This is a genomic window from Pseudomonas sp. TWI929, assembly GCF_039673335.1.
Classification (GTDB): domain Bacteria; phylum Pseudomonadota; class Gammaproteobacteria; order Pseudomonadales; family Pseudomonadaceae; genus Aquipseudomonas.
This window is the reverse complement of the sequence record NZ_JBDJLK010000065.1, coordinates 1-18,779: the sequence shown is the minus strand read 5'-3', so window position 1 is coordinate 18,779 and position 18,779 is coordinate 1. Positions and strand designations below refer to the sequence as shown.

18 protein-coding genes are annotated in these 18,779 nt (G+C 62.5%); 10 read left to right on the top strand and 8 right to left on the bottom strand.

The features are described 5' to 3' along the window. Positions 1-46 precede the first annotated feature (46 nt). A complete protein-coding gene (locus ABE456_RS21390) occupies positions 47-730 on the bottom strand; it encodes a TetR/AcrR family transcriptional regulator (RefSeq protein WP_346645702.1) in 684 nt (227 codons plus the stop codon). A gap of 170 nt (positions 731-900) precedes the next feature. On the opposite strand from ABE456_RS21390, the gene ABE456_RS21385 reads away from it, so the two are divergent. Further along, positions 901-1,785: a DMT family transporter gene (locus tag ABE456_RS21385; RefSeq protein ID WP_346645701.1), complete on the top strand. Its 885-nt coding sequence runs from the start codon at positions 901-903 to the stop codon at positions 1,783-1,785. Between the two features lie 8 nt (positions 1,786-1,793). On the opposite strand, the gene ABE456_RS21380 is transcribed toward ABE456_RS21385, so the two are convergent. Then, the gene (locus ABE456_RS21380; RefSeq protein ID WP_346645700.1) at positions 1,794-2,675 is read right to left on the bottom strand and encodes a hypothetical protein; all 882 of its coding nucleotides are present in this window, start codon (positions 2,673-2,675) and stop codon (positions 1,794-1,796) included. A gap of 227 nt (positions 2,676-2,902) precedes the next feature. Between ABE456_RS21380 and ABE456_RS21375 the strand changes: the two genes are divergently transcribed. The 3 genes from ABE456_RS21375 (at position 2,903) to ABE456_RS21365 (ending at position 5,564) form a co-directional block, all read left to right on the top strand. Next, positions 2,903-3,739, top strand: coding sequence for a bifunctional allantoicase/(S)-ureidoglycine aminohydrolase (locus ABE456_RS21375; protein ID WP_013972924.1), 837 nt, complete (start codon positions 2,903-2,905; stop codon positions 3,737-3,739). 90 nt (positions 3,740-3,829) lie between these two features. After that, entirely contained in the window at positions 3,830-4,429 is a 600-nt protein-coding gene (locus tag ABE456_RS21370) for an START domain-containing protein (protein WP_346645699.1), read from the top strand. 199 nt (positions 4,430-4,628) lie between these two features. Continuing rightward, positions 4,629-5,564: a LysR substrate-binding domain-containing protein gene (locus ABE456_RS21365; RefSeq protein ID WP_346645698.1), complete on the top strand. Its 936-nt coding sequence runs from the start codon at positions 4,629-4,631 to the stop codon at positions 5,562-5,564. An 83-nt stretch (positions 5,565-5,647) separates the two neighbouring features. On the opposite strand, the gene ABE456_RS21360 is transcribed toward ABE456_RS21365, so the two are convergent. Beyond that, on the bottom strand, positions 5,648-7,066 hold the full coding sequence (locus ABE456_RS21360; RefSeq protein ID WP_346645697.1) for an amino acid permease: 1,419 nt from the start codon (positions 7,064-7,066) through the stop codon (positions 5,648-5,650). A gap of 343 nt (positions 7,067-7,409) precedes the next feature. Then, the gene (locus ABE456_RS21355; protein ID WP_012272037.1) at positions 7,410-7,832 is read right to left on the bottom strand and encodes an Lrp/AsnC family transcriptional regulator; all 423 of its coding nucleotides are present in this window, start codon (positions 7,830-7,832) and stop codon (positions 7,410-7,412) included. 186 nt (positions 7,833-8,018) lie between these two features. On the opposite strand from ABE456_RS21355, the gene ABE456_RS21350 reads away from it, so the two are divergent. After that, positions 8,019-9,071, top strand: coding sequence for an ornithine cyclodeaminase (locus ABE456_RS21350; protein WP_346645696.1), 1,053 nt, complete (start codon positions 8,019-8,021; stop codon positions 9,069-9,071). Positions 9,072-9,142: 71 nt separating this feature from the next. After that, positions 9,143-10,045, top strand: coding sequence for an arginine deiminase-related protein (locus ABE456_RS21345; protein WP_346645717.1), 903 nt, complete (start codon positions 9,143-9,145; stop codon positions 10,043-10,045). Positions 10,046-10,224: 179 nt separating this feature from the next. On the opposite strand, the gene ABE456_RS21340 is transcribed toward ABE456_RS21345, so the two are convergent. Further along, positions 10,225-11,106, bottom strand: a complete 882-nt coding sequence (locus tag ABE456_RS21340; protein WP_346645695.1) for a LysR substrate-binding domain-containing protein — start codon at positions 11,104-11,106, stop codon at positions 10,225-10,227. 70 nt (positions 11,107-11,176) lie between these two features. Beyond that, complete coding sequence (gene ggt / locus ABE456_RS21335) at positions 11,177-12,967, bottom strand: gamma-glutamyltransferase (protein WP_346645694.1); 1,791 nt, start codon at positions 12,965-12,967, stop codon at positions 11,177-11,179. Positions 12,968-13,085: 118 nt separating this feature from the next. Here ggt and ABE456_RS21330 point away from each other — a divergent pair, with 118 nt between their 5' ends. Further along, positions 13,086-13,736, top strand: coding sequence for an ankyrin repeat domain-containing protein (locus tag ABE456_RS21330; RefSeq protein ID WP_346645693.1), 651 nt, complete (start codon positions 13,086-13,088; stop codon positions 13,734-13,736). A gap of 149 nt (positions 13,737-13,885) precedes the next feature. Here the strand turns inward: ABE456_RS21330 and pobA are convergent, their stop codons facing one another. After that, positions 13,886-15,073, bottom strand: a complete 1,188-nt coding sequence (gene pobA / locus ABE456_RS21325) for a 4-hydroxybenzoate 3-monooxygenase (RefSeq protein ID WP_346645692.1) — start codon at positions 15,071-15,073, stop codon at positions 13,886-13,888. Positions 15,074-15,245: 172 nt separating this feature from the next. Here pobA and ABE456_RS21320 point away from each other — a divergent pair, with 172 nt between their 5' ends. The 3 genes from ABE456_RS21320 to ABE456_RS21310 all read left to right on the top strand — a co-directional run bounded on the left by ABE456_RS21320 (position 15,246) and on the right by ABE456_RS21310 (position 17,644). After that, positions 15,246-16,124 carry a helix-turn-helix domain-containing protein gene (locus ABE456_RS21320; RefSeq protein ID WP_346645691.1) on the top strand — a complete coding sequence of 293 codons (879 nt, stop codon included), beginning with the start codon at positions 15,246-15,248 and terminating at the stop codon, positions 16,122-16,124. A 202-nt stretch (positions 16,125-16,326) separates the two neighbouring features. Then, positions 16,327-16,725, top strand: coding sequence for a MerR family DNA-binding transcriptional regulator (locus tag ABE456_RS21315; protein WP_346645690.1), 399 nt, complete (start codon positions 16,327-16,329; stop codon positions 16,723-16,725). Positions 16,726-16,744: 19 nt separating this feature from the next. Continuing rightward, positions 16,745-17,644 carry a hydroxymethylglutaryl-CoA lyase gene (locus ABE456_RS21310; RefSeq protein WP_346645689.1) on the top strand — a complete coding sequence of 300 codons (900 nt, stop codon included), beginning with the start codon at positions 16,745-16,747 and terminating at the stop codon, positions 17,642-17,644. Between the two features lie 533 nt (positions 17,645-18,177). Here the strand turns inward: ABE456_RS21310 and ABE456_RS21305 are convergent. Beyond that, a complete protein-coding gene (locus tag ABE456_RS21305; protein WP_346645688.1) occupies positions 18,178-18,696 on the bottom strand; it encodes an MgtC/SapB family protein in 519 nt (172 codons plus the stop codon). Positions 18,697-18,779 lie beyond the last annotated feature (83 nt).

The following is an 18,779-nucleotide window of genomic DNA, read 5'->3' as shown; positions in this document are numbered from 1 at the left end:
GAGCGGGCGTGCCCGCGAAAGGGCCCGCTCAGGCACTAGAGATGATTCAGGGCCGGCGCTCGACCTGGATATACCGCAGCACAGCATCACAAATCATGGCCTTGTGCCGTTGCTTGACCTCTTCATCAGACAGGTCGATCTGGAAAATCTCGCCAAAGGTATGACGATTCGACACCCGGTAGAAGCAGAACGAGCTCATCAACATATGCAGGTCGATAACTTCGATACCGGCACGGAACACGCCTTCCTCTACGCCACGGCGCAGGGTATTGCCCAGGGCCTCAAGCACCAGGCTGCTCATTTCGCGAATTGCCGGCGACTGCTTGACGTACTCGCCATAGTGGATGTTTTCGGTACAGATGATCCGCACGAAATCGACGTTGCGGTCGTGGTGGTCGAAGGTGAACTCCACCAGCCGGCGGATCGCCTGCTCGGCCGGCAACGACTCCAGGTCCAGGCTTTGCTCGGTCTTGCGAATGTCGCCGTACAGCTTGATCAGGCACTCGCAGTACAGCTGCTCCTTGCTGCCGAAGTAGTAGTAGATCATGCGCTTGGAAGTGGCGGTGCGCTCGGCGATGGCATCGACACGGGCGCCGGCCAGCCCTTGCTGGACGAACTCGTTGATGGCGGCCTGGAGGATGTCCTCGCGCGTTTTCTCGGGGTTGTTCTTGCGCGTTTTGCGCCCCCCTACGGTTTCAGGCTGGCCAAGGCCGACTACGGAATCACTCATACCTACTCACAGGCTGTTTATTGGAATATGGGGGATTATCCGTGAGCACGGCCATGCAGGGAAGCACGCTGTTGGTCGTGTAGCCATAAAGCTGCACTGTTGGCTGGCCTTGAAATCGCTTGCTACAACCCGCTAGCCTGCCTGCCCCTGCCCCGGATGGACCCTGCCCCATGCAACCGCGCGACCTTGCCGCCTACCTGTTCCTGGCCATTGCCTGGGGCTTTTCCTTCCTGGTGGTGCTCAAGGTGGTGCATGCCTTTGGCTGGGTGGGCGCGGTCAGCCTGCGGGCACTGATTGCCGGCGGCACCCTGGCGGTCCTCGCTGCACTGCTAGGCCGCGCACTGCGCCTGCGCCCGCTGCTGATACCCCTGCTGGTGGTCGGCGCCACCACTGTGGCCGGGCAACTGATTGGCCTTTCGTACGCCACCCCGCGCATCGGCACGGCCATGGCAGCGATCTTCGTCGCCACCATCCCTCTGTTTTCAATGCTGATCGGGCGGGTTTGGGGCCTGGAGAAAATCACCCCGCAAGGCCTCGCCGGGCTGCTGCTGGGTATCGTCGGCATCGCCATCCTGGTGGGTTTCCCGGCGCGACCGATCGACGACGACTTCATCCACGGCTGCATCGCCTCGCTGTTCGGCTGCATCAGCGCCGCCTACGGCAGCAACTATGCCAGCCTGCACCTGCGCGGCCAGGACCCATGGACGGTTACCGGCGGCGCATTCCTGGCCGGTGGGCTGCTGACCTTGCCGCTACTGTTGATTGTGCCAGTGCCCAGCGTGCCGCAAACCAGCGACTGGCTTTACCTGCTGCTCAGCGGTGCGGTGATGAGCGCCACCACCTACGTGCTGTACTTCGGCCTGGTAGCACGCATCGGCGCCACCCGCGCCATCAGCGTGGAATTCGTGGTCACGCTGGTGGCAGTGCTGGTCGGCGCGTTGTTCCTCGACGAGGCCCTGAGCCTGTTGCAGGCTGCTGGCGGCCTGGTGATACTGCTGGGTTGCATGCTGGTGCTGGGCCTGCTGCCAGGGCGCAAGCGGCGCCTGCCCAGCTAAGCACCGGATCAGTCGCGCCGGGCGGTGGCGGGCTCGGGTGGCGGTGTCAGGTGCAACACACGGTTGCGCCCGCCTTCGGCCAGCAGGTAACCACCCTTGCCATCAGCGATGATCGCCTGGGGTGCCTTGAGGAAGGTCAGTACGGTGTGCTGGCTGCCATCGGCATCGATGCGCAGCAGGCGCGCACGGTGGGTATTGTCTTCACTGATCCACAGGCCGCGCTGGTCACAGTAGAGGAACGTCGGGTTGCGCAGGCCATCGACCACCACCGGGTCGCTGCCATCGTCGGCCAGGGCGCGGACCTTGCCATTGGCCTTTTCGGTGTACAGCAAACGGCCCTCGCAACGGGTAAGGCCTTCGGTTTCAGTCAGGCCGGAACGCAGCACATCGAGCTGGCCGCTGTTCCAGTCATAGCGCATCAACCGGCCATTGCCCTTGCGGTCCTCGATGGCATACAGATAGTCGCCATCGTTCCACAGCCCTTGCACACTCTCGCCATCGAACAAGCGGGTGACCTGACCATCACGGGCCAGGCTGACCGGTGCCTGGCCACCTTCCTGGCTGAACACCCAACCGCCCTGCGCCGCCACCATGCCATCGGGCTTGGACAGGTTGTCGATCAACACCACGCGGTCGCCGGTAGCGGTGATCTTGAGGATGCTGCCACGGCCGTCGTCCAGTTCACGGCTGACCAGCAGGCTGCCGTCGGCTTGTGGCAATAGCGAAGCGGCCTTGGTCACATCGCGATGCAGCACCTGCACATCCCAGCCTGAAGCAGCCTGGACCGGGTAGAAACTCTGCCAGGCAAAAAAACCCAGGGTGGCCGCGAGCAGGCCAGTGGTGGCGGTCAGGGCAATGCGGGTGCTGCGCTGGCGCAGGATATGCGGCATGTGGGGCTCCTCGGGGTTGCCGGGGATGCTAGCAAGCGAATGTGAAAAAAATGTCGAAATGGACCAAACATTACAAAGCACTCACATTCAGCGATCAAATACCTGGTATTCCAACATTTAATTTGTGGATGGCATGCGCTCGACCCTATTCTGTCGCCACATCCCCTGCGCCGCACCGGCCGGTGCGGTTCACGGCATGGGGAGAGAACAACAAGTCGAGATCGTCCATGTCGAACCATTCGTACTTCGCCCCCCACGGTGGGCACCCGGCTCAAACCGAGCTGCTGACTGACCGTGCCATGTTCACCGAAGCCTATGCCGTTATCCCTAAAGGCGTGATGCGTGACATCGTCACCAGCCACCTGCCGTTCTGGGACAAGATGCGCATGTGGGTCATCGCCCGCCCGCTGACCGGGTTTGCCGAAACCTTCTCCCAGTACATCGTCGAAGTTGCCCCGGAAGGCGGCAGCGAGCGCCCTGAACTGGACCCTAACGCCGAAGCCGTGGTGTTCATCGTCGAAGGCGAACTGGACATCACCGTAGAAGGCAAGCACCACACCCTGGTACCTGGCGGCTATGCCTTCCTGGCCCCAGGCGCCGAGTGGAGCCTGCGCAACAACAGCAAGTCCAACGTCACCTTCCACTGGCTGCGCAAGCACTACCAGAAGGTAGAAGGCCTGGACGTACCTGAGTCCTTCGTTACCCACCGCGACAACGCCACCGTTATCGAGATGCCGGGCACCGAAGGCCGCTGGGTCACCACCCGCTTCGTCGACATGGCCGACATGCGCCACGACATGCACGTGAACATCGTCACCTTCCAGCCAGGCGGCGTGATCCCGTTCGCGGAAACCCACGTGATGGAGCACGGCCTGTACGTGCTGGAAGGCAAGGCTGTGTATCGCCTGAACCAGGACTGGGTCGAAGTGGAAGCCGGCGACTTCATGTGGCTGCGCGCCTTCTGCCCGCAAGCCTGCTACGCCGGCGGCCCAGGCAAGTTCAGCTACCTGCTGTACAAGGACGTGAACCGTCACGTGCACCTGACGCTGAACCCTAAGCGCTAAGCTCAGGCTGACGCCCGCAAGCCCGCCAACCTGGCGGGCTTTCTGTTTGCCGCGCATACTGAAACACCCATCCCCCGTGCGGTACCAGCCATGAACCGCTGCCTGCTGCTCGCCGGCTTGCTGCTGTGCACCCCTGCCCTGGCCGCCGATGACTGGAACCTGGCGTACGACCGAGAAGGCATCCGCGTGTACCTGAGTGGCGTGGCCGACTCGCCGTACCAGCAATTTCGCGGTGTAAGTACCATGAAAGCCAGTGTGCGCACGCTCACCGACCTGCAGGAGAACCTGCGGGTGGCCTGCAAGTGGCTATACGCCTGTGATCAGATGCGTTTGCTGGACGTGGAGGGTGACAGCACGTGGGTTTACCTGACTACCAACCTGCCATGGCCGACCCTGCCGCGAGACATTGTGCTGAAGGTAACCAGTGAACGGCTGGATGATGGCACCCTGCTGCGGCACTTAAGTGCCGAGCCGGAAAGGATCCCCAAGGTGGACGGGCTGATCCGCGTACAACACCTGAGCGGTGAGTGGCGGATGAAGCCGCTGGGCGAGCGCGAAACCGAGGTGACCTACCAGTTGCAAGCCGACCCGGCCGGGGATGTGCCGGGCTGGCTTGCCAATCGCTTCGTGGTGGATGCGCCGGTGGTGACCCTCAGGACCTTGCGGGCCGTAGCCGAGCGCCAGCCCTGAGGGCCTTCCGCCAGATCACTTCGGTATCACTCAAGGTTCAAAATACGGTTGGCAATCTCCGATTGGAGTCGGGTAGCACGACGGACCCGATGCGGCTGCTCCCTGGCTGCGTTAACGTTCGAGCTACCGCCATCGCGCTTTTTCTGCCACTGTGCCCCCGCGGCGCAGACCAGCGCGCCGCGCCTTGCCAGGACACCGCATGAAAACACCAGAAAACGGCAACACGCACAAAGGCTACCGGCGCATCATCCCGTCGATGACCGCACTGCTCGAATTCGAAGCGGTAGCCCGTCACACCAGTTTCACCCTGGCCGCCCAGGAGCTGGGCGTGACCCAGGCAGCCGTCAGCAAGCAGATCCGCCAGCTTGAAGAAAACCTCGGTTGCCAGCTGTTCCAGCGCCTGCATCGCGGTGTTCGCCTGACCAGCGAGGGCCAGGCGTTGTACGCGGTGCTTTCCGATTCCATGCAGAAGATCGCCTCGGTGTTCGACCGCCTCAGCGAAGGCGACAGCGAGCAGGAACTGGTGCTCAGCAGCACCGCGACGTTCTCCCAGTTGCGAGTGATGCCGCGCCTGGGCACCTTGCGCAGTGCCCTGCCCCAGGTGCGCCTGCGCCTGGCTACGCAGATGTTCACCGGCGACTTGCGCAACCACGATGTCGATTTACTGGTGCGCTATGGCAATGGCCGCTGGGAAGACGGCAGTGCCCTGCACCTGTTCGATGAAGAAATCTTCCCGGTGTGCTCGCCGGCGTGGCTGGCACGTAACCCGCAGCCGGAGTCGCTGGAGGCGCTGTACCGTGCCGACCTGCTGGATGCCGATGCCACCACCGAAGGCTGGATGACCTGGCCTACCTGGTTCCGTGCGCTGGGTGGCAACCCGCCGAAACTGCACTACAACCTGCGCTGCCAGCTGTACACCGACACCATCCAGGGCGCGTTGCACGGGCATGGGGTGGCGTTGGGCTGGGGGCGTATGGTCGACCACTTATTGGCCTCCGGCGAGCTGGTGCGGCTGACCGATTTGGTGGTGCGACCGCGTGAGGCGTATTACCTGGTGGTGCCCCACGGGCGCGCCACTACCCCTACCATTCTGGGGCTGGTGGATTGGTTGCGCGATAACCAACCCGCCACATGATCGGTTGACGCGGTCAATTGTAGGAGCGGCCTTGCCGGGGCGCCGGACCGGCAAGGCCGCTCCTACAAGGGCCAATGCTGGATTCAGGCAGCGGTAACTGCCCGTGGTTGGGCAGAGGCCTTGGCCTGGCGCCGATAGGCCAATAACAGGCCTGCATACCACAACGGCATCACGTACAACGCGGTGCGGGTGTCCGGCTCCAGCGCCAGCAGGCACAGCACGAAAATCAGGAACAGCTGCGCCAGCGCCGCAGTGGCCTTGCCACCAGGCAGCTTGAACTTCGACTGCTCATGCGCCTGCGGATGCTGCCGGCGGTAAGCGAAGTACGACAGCAGGATCAACGACCAGGTAACGATGATCATCACCGCAGAAATGGTCGATACCAGGGTGAACACGGTCATCACCTCGGGGATCACGAACAACAGCGTCAGCGCAATCGCCATGCATACGCCCGAGAACACCAGCGCCCGCACCGGCGTACCCGAGCCGGACAGCCGCCCGAACGCCACCGGCGCCTGCCGCTGGTGCGAAAGGCCGTAAAGCATCCGCGAGCCCGAGTACACGCCACTGTTGGCCGACGATGCCGCAGAGGTCAGCACCACGAAGTTGATGATGCCTGCGGCAGCCGGTAGCCCGCCCAGCAGGAACAATTCAACGAACGGGCTGCGATTGGCCGGCACATTGGCCCAGGAGATGACGCTGATGATGCACACCAGCGAACAGATATAGAACAGCAGGATGCGCACCGGGATGGTGTTGATCGCCTTGGGCAAGGTCTTTTCCGGGTCTTTGGCCTCGGCCGCTGCGGTACCGATCAGTTCGGTGCCGACGAAGGAGAAGATGGCAATCTGGAACCCGGCGAGGAAGCCGAGGATGCCATGCGGCATGACCACACCCGGCGCCACCAGGTGGCTGAACGATGCAGTTACCCCGCCCGGCGAAGTGTAGGACGTGGCGACCATCACCAGGCCGGTCACCACCAGCAGCACGATGGCGACGATCTTGATCAGGCCGAACCAGAACTCCACTTCACCAAAGGCCTTTACCGCCAGCATGTTCAGCCCCAGCAGCAGGAACATGGTGGCGAAGGCCGGTAGCCAGGTGGGCACATCGGGGTACCAGTACTGCACGAACCCCGCCACCACCACTACATCACCGACCGCTGCCACCACCCAGCTGAGCCAGTACGACCAGCTGAGGATGTAACCGGCCCGTGGCCCCAGGTAGTTGTGCACCAGGTCGGCAAACGACTCCATCTGCAGGTTGGCCAGCAGCATTTCGCCCATGGCGCGCATGATGCAGAACACAAAAAAGCCGATGATGGCGTAGACGAGGATGATTGAAGTACCGGACAGCGCAATGATCTTGCCCGACCCCATGAACAGGCCGGTGCCAATCGCGCCACTGATTGAAATAAGCTGGATGTGCCGATTTTCCAGCCGTCGCTTGAGCACGCGGCCATCTTCCGGAACGGCGCTTTGCGCGTTGCACGTTTGCTGCATAGTGGACCTCTTATTCTTTTTTTGTAAAACCCCGGCGCCCCGCGCCGCACCATTTAATTGGTACTAAAGTGCAGGCTGCAGCCATTCAAGACAGTCGAAGCGTGGGTATTAACACAGATGAAAAAACAGTGCCCGGCGCAACTTCGCAGCGGGCTTACTTATTCTTTTGAAACGCACCCTAATGGCGCGCCCGATACAGTCCCGCGAAAGCCGTTTCATTCTGCCAGCGGCCCGGTTCAAGCGGAACGCTACAGAATGCACAGCGCCAAACGGATTTTGTGCAGTGTGAAAAGCCCAGGTGGCAGTTTGCGCAATGCACCTGCCAAAAGGCCTGACCCAGCGGTCACATCTTGTAAGTCGAGAGCAGGATGCTGGTCTCGGTGTTTTCGATGTGGGGTATCGAACGGATGGTGTTCAGCGCCCGGTCGAAGGCCTCGAGGGTGTCGGCGCGCAGTTCTGCCATGAGGTCCCAGCGGCCGTTGGTGGTATGGATGGCCACCACGTTGGGGTGCCCGCGCAGCGCGTGCTTGACCTCTGCAGCGTGGTGGCCGCTGATACCGATGCTGGTGATGGCACGTACGCCTTGCTCCAGCGCATCAGAGCGCAGGCGTACCGTGTAGCCGATGATCACGCCCTGCTCTTCGAGCCGGGTAATGCGGTTTTGCACGGTGGCCCGGGCCACCTTGAGTTTCTTCGCCAGGGTCAGCACGGGGGTACGCGCGTTGTCCCGCAACAGCGCAATCAGTTCCCGATCGATAGTATCCATGGATGCCTGCCAAATAATCAGATTGCTATTTTGGGGTGGCAGATTGTCTAGAAAGTTGATGAAACTGACAACCTGCTCTCTTCATCTTGACGCAACCTTTCATCAAAATGTTCACGCCACTTCAACAATCTTAAGCGTGCAGCCTGCAATGAGCGGGGCGACAACGCAATAACAAGGTGCAAGAGCATGACGTATTTCATTGATGTTCCAACCATGTCGGACTTGGTGCATGACATTGGCGTAGCGCCGTTCATTGGCGAACTGGCGGAGGCCATTCGCGAAGACTTCAAACGCTGGCAGGAGTTTGATAAATCTGCGCGTGTTGCCAGCCATTCGGAAGTGGGTGTGATCGAACTGATGCCGGTCGCCGACAACAACCGCTATGCCTTCAAATACGTCAACGGCCACCCGGCCAACACTGCCCGCGACCTGCACACGGTGATGGCCTTCGGTGTGCTGGCCGATGTCGACACCGGTTACCCGGTGCTGTTGTCCGAACTGACCATCGCTACTGCCCTGCGCACTGCCGCTACCTCGTTGATGGCGGCCCAGGCGCTGGCTCGGCCAAACTCACGCAAGATGGCGCTGATCGGCAACGGCGCGCAAAGCGAATTCCAGGCCCTGGCCTTCCACAAGCACTTGGGCATCGAAGAAATCGTCGCCTACGACACCGACCCGCTGGCCACCGCCAAGCTGATCGCCAACCTCAAAGAATACAGCGGCCTGACCATTCGCCGCGCAGGCTCGGTAGCCGAAGCGGTCAAAGGTGTGGACATCATCACCACGGTAACCGCCGACAAGGCCTACGCCACCATCATCACCCCCGACATGCTGGAGCCCGGCATGCACTTGAATGCCGTGGGCGGTGACTGCCCAGGCAAGACCGAGCTGCACGCCGATGTGCTGCGCAATGCCCGGGTGTTTGTCGAGTACGAGCCACAAACCCGCATCGAAGGTGACATCCAGCAACTGCCGGCGGACTTCCCGGTGGTGGACCTGTGGCGCGTGCTGCGCGGCGAAAGCGAAGGCCGCCAGAGCGCCAGCCAGGTCACCGTGTTCGACTCGGTGGGCTTCGCCCTGGAAGACTACACCGTACTACGGTATGTACTACAGCAAGCGGAAAAACGCGGCATGGGTAGCAAGATCGACCTGGTGCCATGGGTGGAAGACGACCCGAAAGACCTGTTCAGCCATACCCGCGGCCGCGCGGGCAAAAACCGCATCCGACGCGTTGCCTAACCTGCAGCCAACCCGAGTATCTCCACATGGCATTTCCAACGCGTTCGATTCAAGCACCGGCAGCAGTGGTCATGGTCCGGCCACATGCCTTCACCCCCAACCCGGAAACTGCAGCCGACAACTCCTTCCAGCGCAGCCACCCCGAACTCGCCGCACACACGCTAGCCGAAGTGGCCCGCGATGAAGTCACCCAGGCCGCCGCCAGGCTTGAGGCCGAAGGCGTGCGCGTGCACCTGTTCGACGACTTCGGCGAGCACAACACGCCGGACTCGGTGTTCCCCAACAACTGGTTCTCCACCCATCCTGGGGGGCACATTGCGATCTACTCGATGTACTCGCGCAACCGCCGCCGCGAACGGCGCGCCGATGTGATCGAGATGCTCAAGCATGAGTATCGGGTGCAGGATGTGATCGACTATTCGGGGCTGGAGCAGGACGAACTGTTCCTCGAAGGCACCGGCGCCATGGTCTTCGACCACCTGTCGCGAGTGGCCTACACCGCACGCTCCAACCGCGCCGACCCGATTGCCCTGGAGCGCTTCAGCACGCACTTCAACTTCGAACCGATGGTGTTCGACACCGCTGATGAGCACGGCACGCCGATCTACCACACCAACGTGTTGATGTGCGTGGCAACTGAGTTTGCGCTGGTGGGTTTTGACACCTTCACCAACAAGGCACGGGCCGAGGAAGTGCGCATGCGCCTGGTTGAATCGGGGCGCGATGTGATCGACCTGAGCAACCAGCAGATCAGCCAGTTTGCCGGCAATGCGATTGAACTGTCCGGGCGTGACGGGCGTATTCTGGCGCTGTCACGCAAGGCGTTCGACAGCCTGAACGGTGAACAGCGCCAGCGCATCGAACGCTCGGCGCGGCTGGTGCCACTGGACGTGCCGACCATCGAGATGGCCGGTGGGTCGGTGCGCTGCATGATTGCCGGGATTCATCTGTCACCGCGGATGGCTGCGGCCTGACCGGCTAACGCGGGCCTCTGTGGGGGCGGCCTTGCGTCGCGATAGGGCCGCACAGCGGCCCCGGCAGGTTCTGCGGCGAAGCTGAAAACCTGGGGCTGCTGCGCAGCCCTATCGCGACGCAAGGCCGCTCCCACAGAGACCGCGTCAGATTGTAAAATCCTGCGTGGTTACACAGTCCGTCAAATCCCGCCACCCGCCAGCAATTGCGTCATCACCTCGGCCAGCGCCTTGACCATCACATCCGCCGTCGGCCGATGGACGATGACGATTTCATAGCTGTCGACTTCCGGCAGCCCTTGCCCTCCCCCCAGCACCCGATGCTCACCTGTCGCCGCCCGTGGCGGCAGCAAGCTGATACCCATGCCATCGGCAACTGCGGCCTGGATGCCGCTGAGGCTGGAGCTGGTAAAGCTGATGCGCCAGCGCCGGCCCATGCCTTCAATGGCGTTGATCATGTCTTCGCGGTACAGGCCACGCGGCGGGAAGGTGACCAGCGGGATCGGGTCCAGCTCAAAGGCCGGCGTGTGCGCACTGTCGATCCACTGCAAGCGTTCTGGCCAGCAGGCCACGCCTTCACGGGTGTTGCGCCGCTGCTTGAGCAGCACCAGGTCCAGTTCACCGTTGTCGTAAGCCTGGCTGAGGTCACGGCACAGGCCACTGGTCACTTCCAGCTTCACCTGCGGGTGCAGCCGGCTGAATGCCGACAGCGCATTGGTGGTACGCCCGCCAACAAAGTCTTCGGGCACACCAAGGCGCACGGTGGTGCCCACCATCGCCCCGGCCAGGGCTTCGAGCATCTGGTCGTTCAGCGCCAGCATGTGCCGGGCATACCCGAGCAGGGTCTGCCCGGCGTCGGTCGGCAGCACATCGCGGTTGCCGCGTACCAGCAAGCGGTGGCCGACCATGTCTTCAAGGCGGCGCACCTTCTGGCTGATGGTGGACTGGGTGGAATGCAGCCGCGCGGCAGCGGTGGTGAAGCTACCGCAGTCAGCCACCACGACAATGGCGCGAAGCAGGTCGAGGTCGAACAGAGCCCTATTCGATTTCACGCTGATAGTCATCTTTGTATTCAACTAATGAATGGCATGACTGACTTCTATCACGCCACTTCAGGCACCGCAACGCACAGCGCTAGTCGCCGAGGGCGACGCCTTCGCGGCGGGGGTCGGCACCACCGGACCAACCGTTGCCATTGCGCTGGATGATCTGCATGCCGCTGGTCATGGTCATGGGTGTTACCTCGTGGCCCCAGGCGGCCAACTGGCGGATCAACGCCGGGCTGGCCAGCCCCGCTTCCACTTCGGTGCCGACATTGCGGCTGCCGAAGTTTGGCAGACCGGCGGCCTGCTGTGGGTCGAGTTGCCAGTCCAGCAGGCCGACCAGCGCCTTGTTCACGTAATTGATGATCTGCGAACCGCCCGGTGAGCCGAGGCTGGCCACCAGCTCGCCGGAGGCACGCGAGAACACCAGGGTCGGCGCCATGGCCGACAGTGGCCGTTTGCCCGGCTGCACGCGGTTGGCCACCGGTTTGCCGTGCTCCTGCGCAATGAACGAAAAGTCGGTCAGGTGGTTGTTGAGCAGGAAGCCCTTGACCATCAGGTGCGAGCCGAACGCAGCTTCTACCGAGGTAGTCATGGCCAGGGCCTGGCCGCTGTCATCCACCGCACTGAGGTGCGAGGTGGAAATACGCAGTGGCGAGCGGTCGGGGGCCAGAGCCAGGTCTGCGCCTTGCGGCTGGCCTGGGCGGGCGCGCTTCATGCTGTACTCACCGATCAATGTGGCGCGGCTGGCGAGGTAGGCGGAGTCGGTCAAGGCCTTGACCGGTACCGGCACATAATCGCTGTCTGCAAGGTACTGGGCACGGTCGGCATAGGCCAGGCGCTCGGCCTCGGCAATCAGGTGCACGGCCAGCGGCGGCGCCTCCCGGCCGGCCGGGGAAGCGCTGGCCACCGGCCGCATCGCTACCAGGTCGAGCTGCGGCGAAGTGCGCTGCACAGCTTCGAGAATGCCCAAGGTCTGCAGCACCGTCACCCCACCCGACGACGGCGGTGGCATACCGCAGATCTGCCAGGCCTTGTAAGGCCCACACACCGGCTCGCGCTGCTTGGCCTGGTACTGCTGCAAGTCCTGCAGCGACAGGTAACCGGCATTGGTGTGGCTGCGCACCTTGGCCACGATGGCTTCGGCAATTTCGCCGCTGTAGAACACATCAGGGCCTTGCGCAGCGATCTGCTCGAAGGTTTGTGCAAGCTCCGGGTTGCGCAGGATCGTCCCCACCGCCAATGGCCTGCCCTGCTCATCGAGGAAGTAGCTGGCCATGGCCGGTGACCGGGCAATAAAGGGATCGCCTTCTATCAAGGTGTGCAGCCGCGCGGAAACCGGGAAGCCGTTGCGTGCCAGCGCGATGGCCGGGGCGAACAGGTCGCGCCAGGGCAGCTTGCCGTGCTGTTCGTGGGCCAGCTTCAATGCTCGCAGCACACCCGGCACACCGACTGAACGCCCGCCTATTTGCGCCGAGCGGAACGGCATGGGTGAGCCATCGGCTTGCAGGAACAGCTGTTCGGTCACCGCCGCCGGGGCTACCTCACGGCCGTCGAATGCCTGCACGCGCTTGCCATCCCAATACAGGATGAACGCCCCGCCACCAATGCCACTGGACTGCGGCTCGACCAGGGTTAGCACCATCTGCATGGCAATGGCGGCGTCGATGGCGCTGCCACCGGCACGCAGCATCGCCTGCCCCGCTTCGCTGGCCAGCGGGTTGGCGGCAGCGACCATGTGCCGGCTGGCGTGCACCGGCTGCAGGCCGCTGCGATAACCAGAGGCCAGTTCCGGGGCTGCGGGTAACACCTGGTCGGCACAGGCCCAGCCACTGGCAGCCAGCAGGGACAGGGCGCTTATCAGCGGCGTGGAGAATTTCATCGTTTTGCTTCCTGCCTTTTACCTATTCAGCGGGGCACTGTGGGTCATGCGCAAACTTAACTTCAAGCCTTGCCGCGATTTTTCTAGGATGCAGACAAGTCATCGAGGAGCCCGCCCCATGCGTTTATCACTCGCTGCAATGCTGCTCGCCCTGTGCACCAGCCTTGCCGCCCACGCCGAGACCAACACCATGGACCAGCGCCTGCACAATGCCGCCCGCCAGGATGACGTGCGCACCCTGCAACAATTGCTGGGGCAAGGTGCCCAGCTGGAAAGCCGTGACGAGCAAGGGCGCACTGCCCTGCTGGTGGCCACCCACGGCAACCAGGTGGCGGCGGCAAAAGCATTGATCGAGGCAGGTGCCGATGTGAATGCCAAGGACAACATCGACGACAGCCCCTACCTTTATGCCGGCGCCCGGGGCCTGAACGACATCCTGCGGCTGGCCCTGAGCCACGGCGCCGACCTCAAGAGCACCAACCGTTATGGGGGGACGGCGCTGATTCCCGCTGCCGAGCGCGGGCATGTCGAGACTGTGCAGATGCTGATCGATGCCGGGGTGGATGTGAACCACCTGAACCGGCTGCACTGGACTGCACTGATGGAGGCAGTGATTCTGGGGGATGGCGGGCCGCGGCATGTGGAGATCGTGCGCCGGCTGCTGGCGGCCGGGGCGGATAGGCAAATTGCCGACAAGGACGGGGTGACAGCGCTGGAGCATGCGCGGCAGCGGGGGTATCGGGAGATGGAGGTGTTACTGGCTCGCTAGCCGAGCCTGGCGGCGGAGTGCTGGGGCTGCTTTGCAGCCCAATCGCGACGCAAGGCCGCTCCCACAGGTAATCTGTTGTCTTGCCGGCGGCGTTGCACCTGTGGGAGCGGCCTTGCGTCGCGATTGGGGCGCAAAGCGCCCCCAAAAATTCAGGCCACCTCTTCGAACGGCAGGCCCACATAGTTTTCGGCAATGTTCACCAACCCAGCTGGCGAGGTCAGGAAATACTCGCGGTCGGCCTCCTGCATCTTCTGGTCCCAGGCATCCTTGTGGCTGCCAAAGTCATGCAGCAGTTGGGTCATGAACCAGCTGAAGCGCTCGCCCTTCCACACTCGGCGCAATGCCAGTGGCGAGTACTGCAGCAGCAGGTCGGTGCGCCCTTCGCGGTACACCTTGACCAGGATCCGGTACAGGTAGTTGACGTCCGATGCTGCCAGGTTCAACCCCTTGGCACCGGTAGGCGGGACGATGTGCGCGGCATCACCGACCAGGAACAGGTGGCCATACTTCATGGGCTCCACCACCAGGCTGCGCAGTGGCGCGATGCTTTTCTCCAACGCCGGGCCGGTGACCAGGTCAGCTGCTACGTCGGCGGGCAGGCGGTTTTTGAGTTCTCCCCAGAAACGTTCGTCAGACCATTCCTCGACGCGGTCCTGCAAAGGCACCTGCAGGTAGTAACGGCTGCGTGTCTGTGAACGCTGGCTGCACAGCGCGAAACCGCGCTCGTGGTGGGCGTAGATCAGCTCGTGGTTGACCGGCGGCGTATCCGACAACAGGCCCAGCCAGCCAAACGGGTAGACCCGCTCGTACTGTTTCAGCACGCCTTCGGGAATGCTCTGCCGTGAAACACCGTGGAAACCATCACAACCGGCAATGTAGTCACAGTCCAGGCGCTGCACCTGGCCGTCTTTCTCAAAGCTCAGGTAGGGCTTCTCACCCTTGAGTTCATGCGGCTGCACGTTGCTGGCCGAATAGATGATTGGCGCGCCACTGGCTTCACGCGCCTGCATCAGATCACGGGTGACTTCGGTCTGGCCGTACACCATCACCGTCTTGCCGCCGGTCAGGGCCTTGAGGTCCAGGCGTTGGCGGCGCCCGCCAACCAGCAGCTCGACACCTTCGTGCACCAGGCCTTCACGGTCCATGCGCTCGGCCACGCCGGCTTCGCGCAGCAGGTCGACCGTGCCTTGCTCCAGCACCCCGGCGCGGATACGGCCAAGTACATACTCGGCCGTCTGGCGCTCGACGATGACGTTATCGATACCGGCCTTGTGCAGCAGTTGGCCCAGCAGCAGGCCAGACGGACCCGCACCAATAATTGCAACCTGAGTTTTCATTGTTGTTGTCTCTGTTCGGACGATACCGGCCCTGTACTGGCAGCGGGGCGGCATCTGCTGTTAGGGTTTGCCCTTGCATTTTTACTGGCAAAAACCGCCACTGAACTGTGCTATTCTATGTAAAAACTGCACTTTTACAAAAATCGTTCGATTAACGGACAGGCCCACCCAGATGAAGTCCACCCTCCCCGGCGTCCCGTTGTTCAAGCTGTATGGCGAAAACCAGGCCTGGCCCGGCACCGACCTGCTGCACTGCGAGTCGATCCCGGCGCGTAGCCGCCTGCACCACTGGGAGATCAAGCCACACCAGCATGCCGAGTTGTTCCAGTTGCTCTACGTGCAGCGCGGCCAGGCCCAGGTGGAAATCGAGGGGGTGCGCAGTGCAGTCAGCGAGGCGGCGATTCAGGTGGTGCCGCCGATGACCGTGCATGGCTTTCGCTTCAGCGCCGACATCCAGGGCTATGTGCTCACCTTCGGCACCGCGCTGGTGGCGAACCTGGAACAGCGCCTGGGCGCACCGCTGACGGTGCTGACCAAACCGGCGTGTTACCCGTTGGGCCATGACCGCGTGCACCTGCGCAGCCTGATCGATACCCTGCAGCAGGAATACCAGGGCAATGCCCCGGCGCGCGCGCCAATGCTCGAGGCGCTGGTGACTGCGCTGATGGTGTGGATCAAACGCCGCCAGCAGCTAGGGCAGCCGCCGCGCAACCGTGATGAACGTGACCGCCAGTTGCTGGGGCAGTACTTGCGCCTGGTCGAAGCGCATTACCGCGAACACTTGTCGGTGGAGGATTTTGCTGCACGGTTGAATATTCCGAGCCTGCAACTGAACCAGCTGTGCCGGGCGCTGAGTGGGCAGACGGCGCTGCAGGTGGTGCACCAGCGCTTGTTGCTGGAGGCGCGGCGCAACCTGATTTATACGCGGATGAGCATTGGGCAGTTGTCGGATAGCCTGGGGTTTACCGACCCGACTTATTTTGCGCGGTGGTTCAAGCGCTTGAGTGGGCAGACACCTAATGGCTATCGGCGGGCGGTTCAGCCGGACTGATTTTTAGTCACCTGTGCCGGGCCTCTTCGCGGGCATGCCCGCTCCCACAGGGACCGCGCCGCTCTCAAGGCTGATGCAATACCTGTGGGAGCGGGTTCACCCGCGAAGAGGCCGGCACAGACAACACACATCTTCAGCCCCTGCTTGACGTATACGTAAACCTACCCTCAGGATACCCGCATACCCCACGCCGAGCCCCAGCATGAGCACCCAGACCTACAGCATCTCCGACCTGTCCCGCGAGCTGGACATTACCACCCGCGCCATCCGCTTTTATGAGGAACAGGGCCTGCTGAGCCCCGAGCGCCGCGGCCTGGAGCGTATCTATTCGGCGCGCGACAAGGTCAGCCTGAAGCTCATCCTGCGTGGCAAGCGCATCGGCTTTTCCCTGGCCGAGTGCCGCGAGCTGATCGAGCTGTACGACCCCACCAGCGGCAACCTCAAGCAGCTCCACAGCATGCTGGCGAAAATCGCCGAACGGCGTGCGCAGCTGGAGCAGCAGATGCTCGACATTCACCAGATGCAACTGGAACTGGACACCGCCCAGGAACGCTGTGAACAAGCCCTGGCCGCCACCCTGAACAATAAAGACAACCGCTGAACGCCACAGGAAACCCGCCATGTCCTTGCCCAAACACGTCCGCCTGGTCGAAGTAGGCCCCCGCGACGGCCTGCAGAACGAAGCCCAGCCCATCAGCGTCGCCGACAAGGTGCGCCTGGTTAACGACCTCACCGAGGCGGGCCTGGCCTACATAGAAGTGGGCAGTTTCGTCTCGCCCAAGTGGGTGCCGCAAATGGCCGGCTCCGCCGAGGTGTTCGCCGGCATCCAGCAGCGCCCCGGTGTTACCTATGCAGCGCTGGCACCCAACCTGCGCGGTTTCGAAGACGCCCTGGCTGCCGGGGTGAAAGAAGTCGCCGTGTTCGCAGCCGCCTCCGAAGCGTTCTCGCAGCGCAACATCAACTGCTCGATCAGCGACAGCCTCAAGCGCTTTGAACCGATCATGGAAGCCGCCCGCAACCATGGCGTGCGCGTGCGCGGCTACGTGTCGTGCGTGCTCGGCTGCCCCTATGAAGGCAAGGTCAGCGCCGAGCAAGTGGCGCCAGTGGCCCGCGCCCTGCACGACATGGGCTGCTACGAGGTTTCGCTGGGCGACACCATTGGCACCGGCACTGCCGGCGATACCCGGCGCCTGTTCGAGGTGGTGTCGGCACAGGTACCGCGCGAGCAGTTGGCCGGGCATTTCCACGACACCTATGGCCAGGCACTGGCCAACGTCTATGCCAGCCTGCTCGAAGGCATCAGCGTGTTCGACAGTTCGGTGGCCGGGCTGGGGGGCTGCCCTTACGCCAAGGGGGCTACCGGCAATATCGCCACGGAAGACGTGGTGTACCTGCTGCAGGGGCTGGGCATTGAAACCGGCATCGATCTGGGCCAGCTGATTGCCGCCGGCCAGCGTATCAGCAGCGTGCTGGGCCGCGACAACGGGTCGCGGGTTGCGCGGGCGCGCAGCGCGCAATAAGTCATATGGGTGTCACAAACGTGTGGGTGGAGTGTTACCGCCCCCACGTTTCACAGCAAAAAATCGGGTAACAGGGAAACAAATCGGCAGAATTTCAGGCAATTCGATTTAGGCGAAAATCGCTAAGTGCTTGATTTTAAAAGGTTTGCAAAAGTTGGCACGCACCCTGCTATATCTTTGGTACAACAACAAAAAAAATGTGACACCCAATAAAAACAACAGGTAACGGCTCTGACATAACAAGAACAACACGGCAGAGGCGTAGCAAGCAGATTTTTTTGGAGTCGACACGCTTTTCAGGGGTACGCCCCGCGGTCTGGCACAGAACAATAAAACTACCTCAAGGTAGCAGCAGCCAGGTTCGGATCAGCAATGATGAAGGCAGGTCAGCGCTCAAAAAAATACGTTTGCTCTTGACCCCGCATGGGGGTCGCCCGCAACACCAAGGCAGGCCTACAAAAACAACAAAAGGCCAGTCTTCAATAATAAAAAAAGAGCAGGCAACAACGCTTTGAGGGGAGCTTAGGCTCCCCTCAGTGCTTCCTGCCCTCTTCCTCCTCCTGTTTCCCCTCATCCTGCCCTTCGACCTTGTCCACCAGCAACGGCATCGTGCCCAGCACCAGCAGGGCCAGCACCGTGCTGATCAACGCCGTGGCTTCGCGGCCCATGCCAGCTGCCGTGCCGATGGCGGCGGTCATCCACAAACCGGCGGCGGTAGTCAGGCCTTTCACATGGCTGGTGTCCTGGCCGTTACCCTTGAGGATGGTGCCGGCACCGAGAAAGCCGATACCAGCGACGATACCCTGGATCACCCGGCTCAGCGCCTGTTCATCAGCGCCGGCCATGCTGGGTGCGAGTACGAACAGCGCGGCCCCAAGCGCAACCAGCATGTGGGTGCGCACCCCGGCGGATTTACCTTTATGTTCGCGTTCGAAGCCCAGGACCGCGCCGAGGATGGCAGCCATCAGCAATCGCACAAGGACTTGTATCACCTCGCGCTTGTCGGCGATGTCGGCGAATTCGGCCTGGATCGTTTGCCAGATGAGGTCCATCGCGGTCGTTCCCATGCTGGGTATTGTGTTGCCTGGGCCGGGCGCGGAGGGGGGGGCCCCCCCAACGAGGCGGGGCCGCCCAA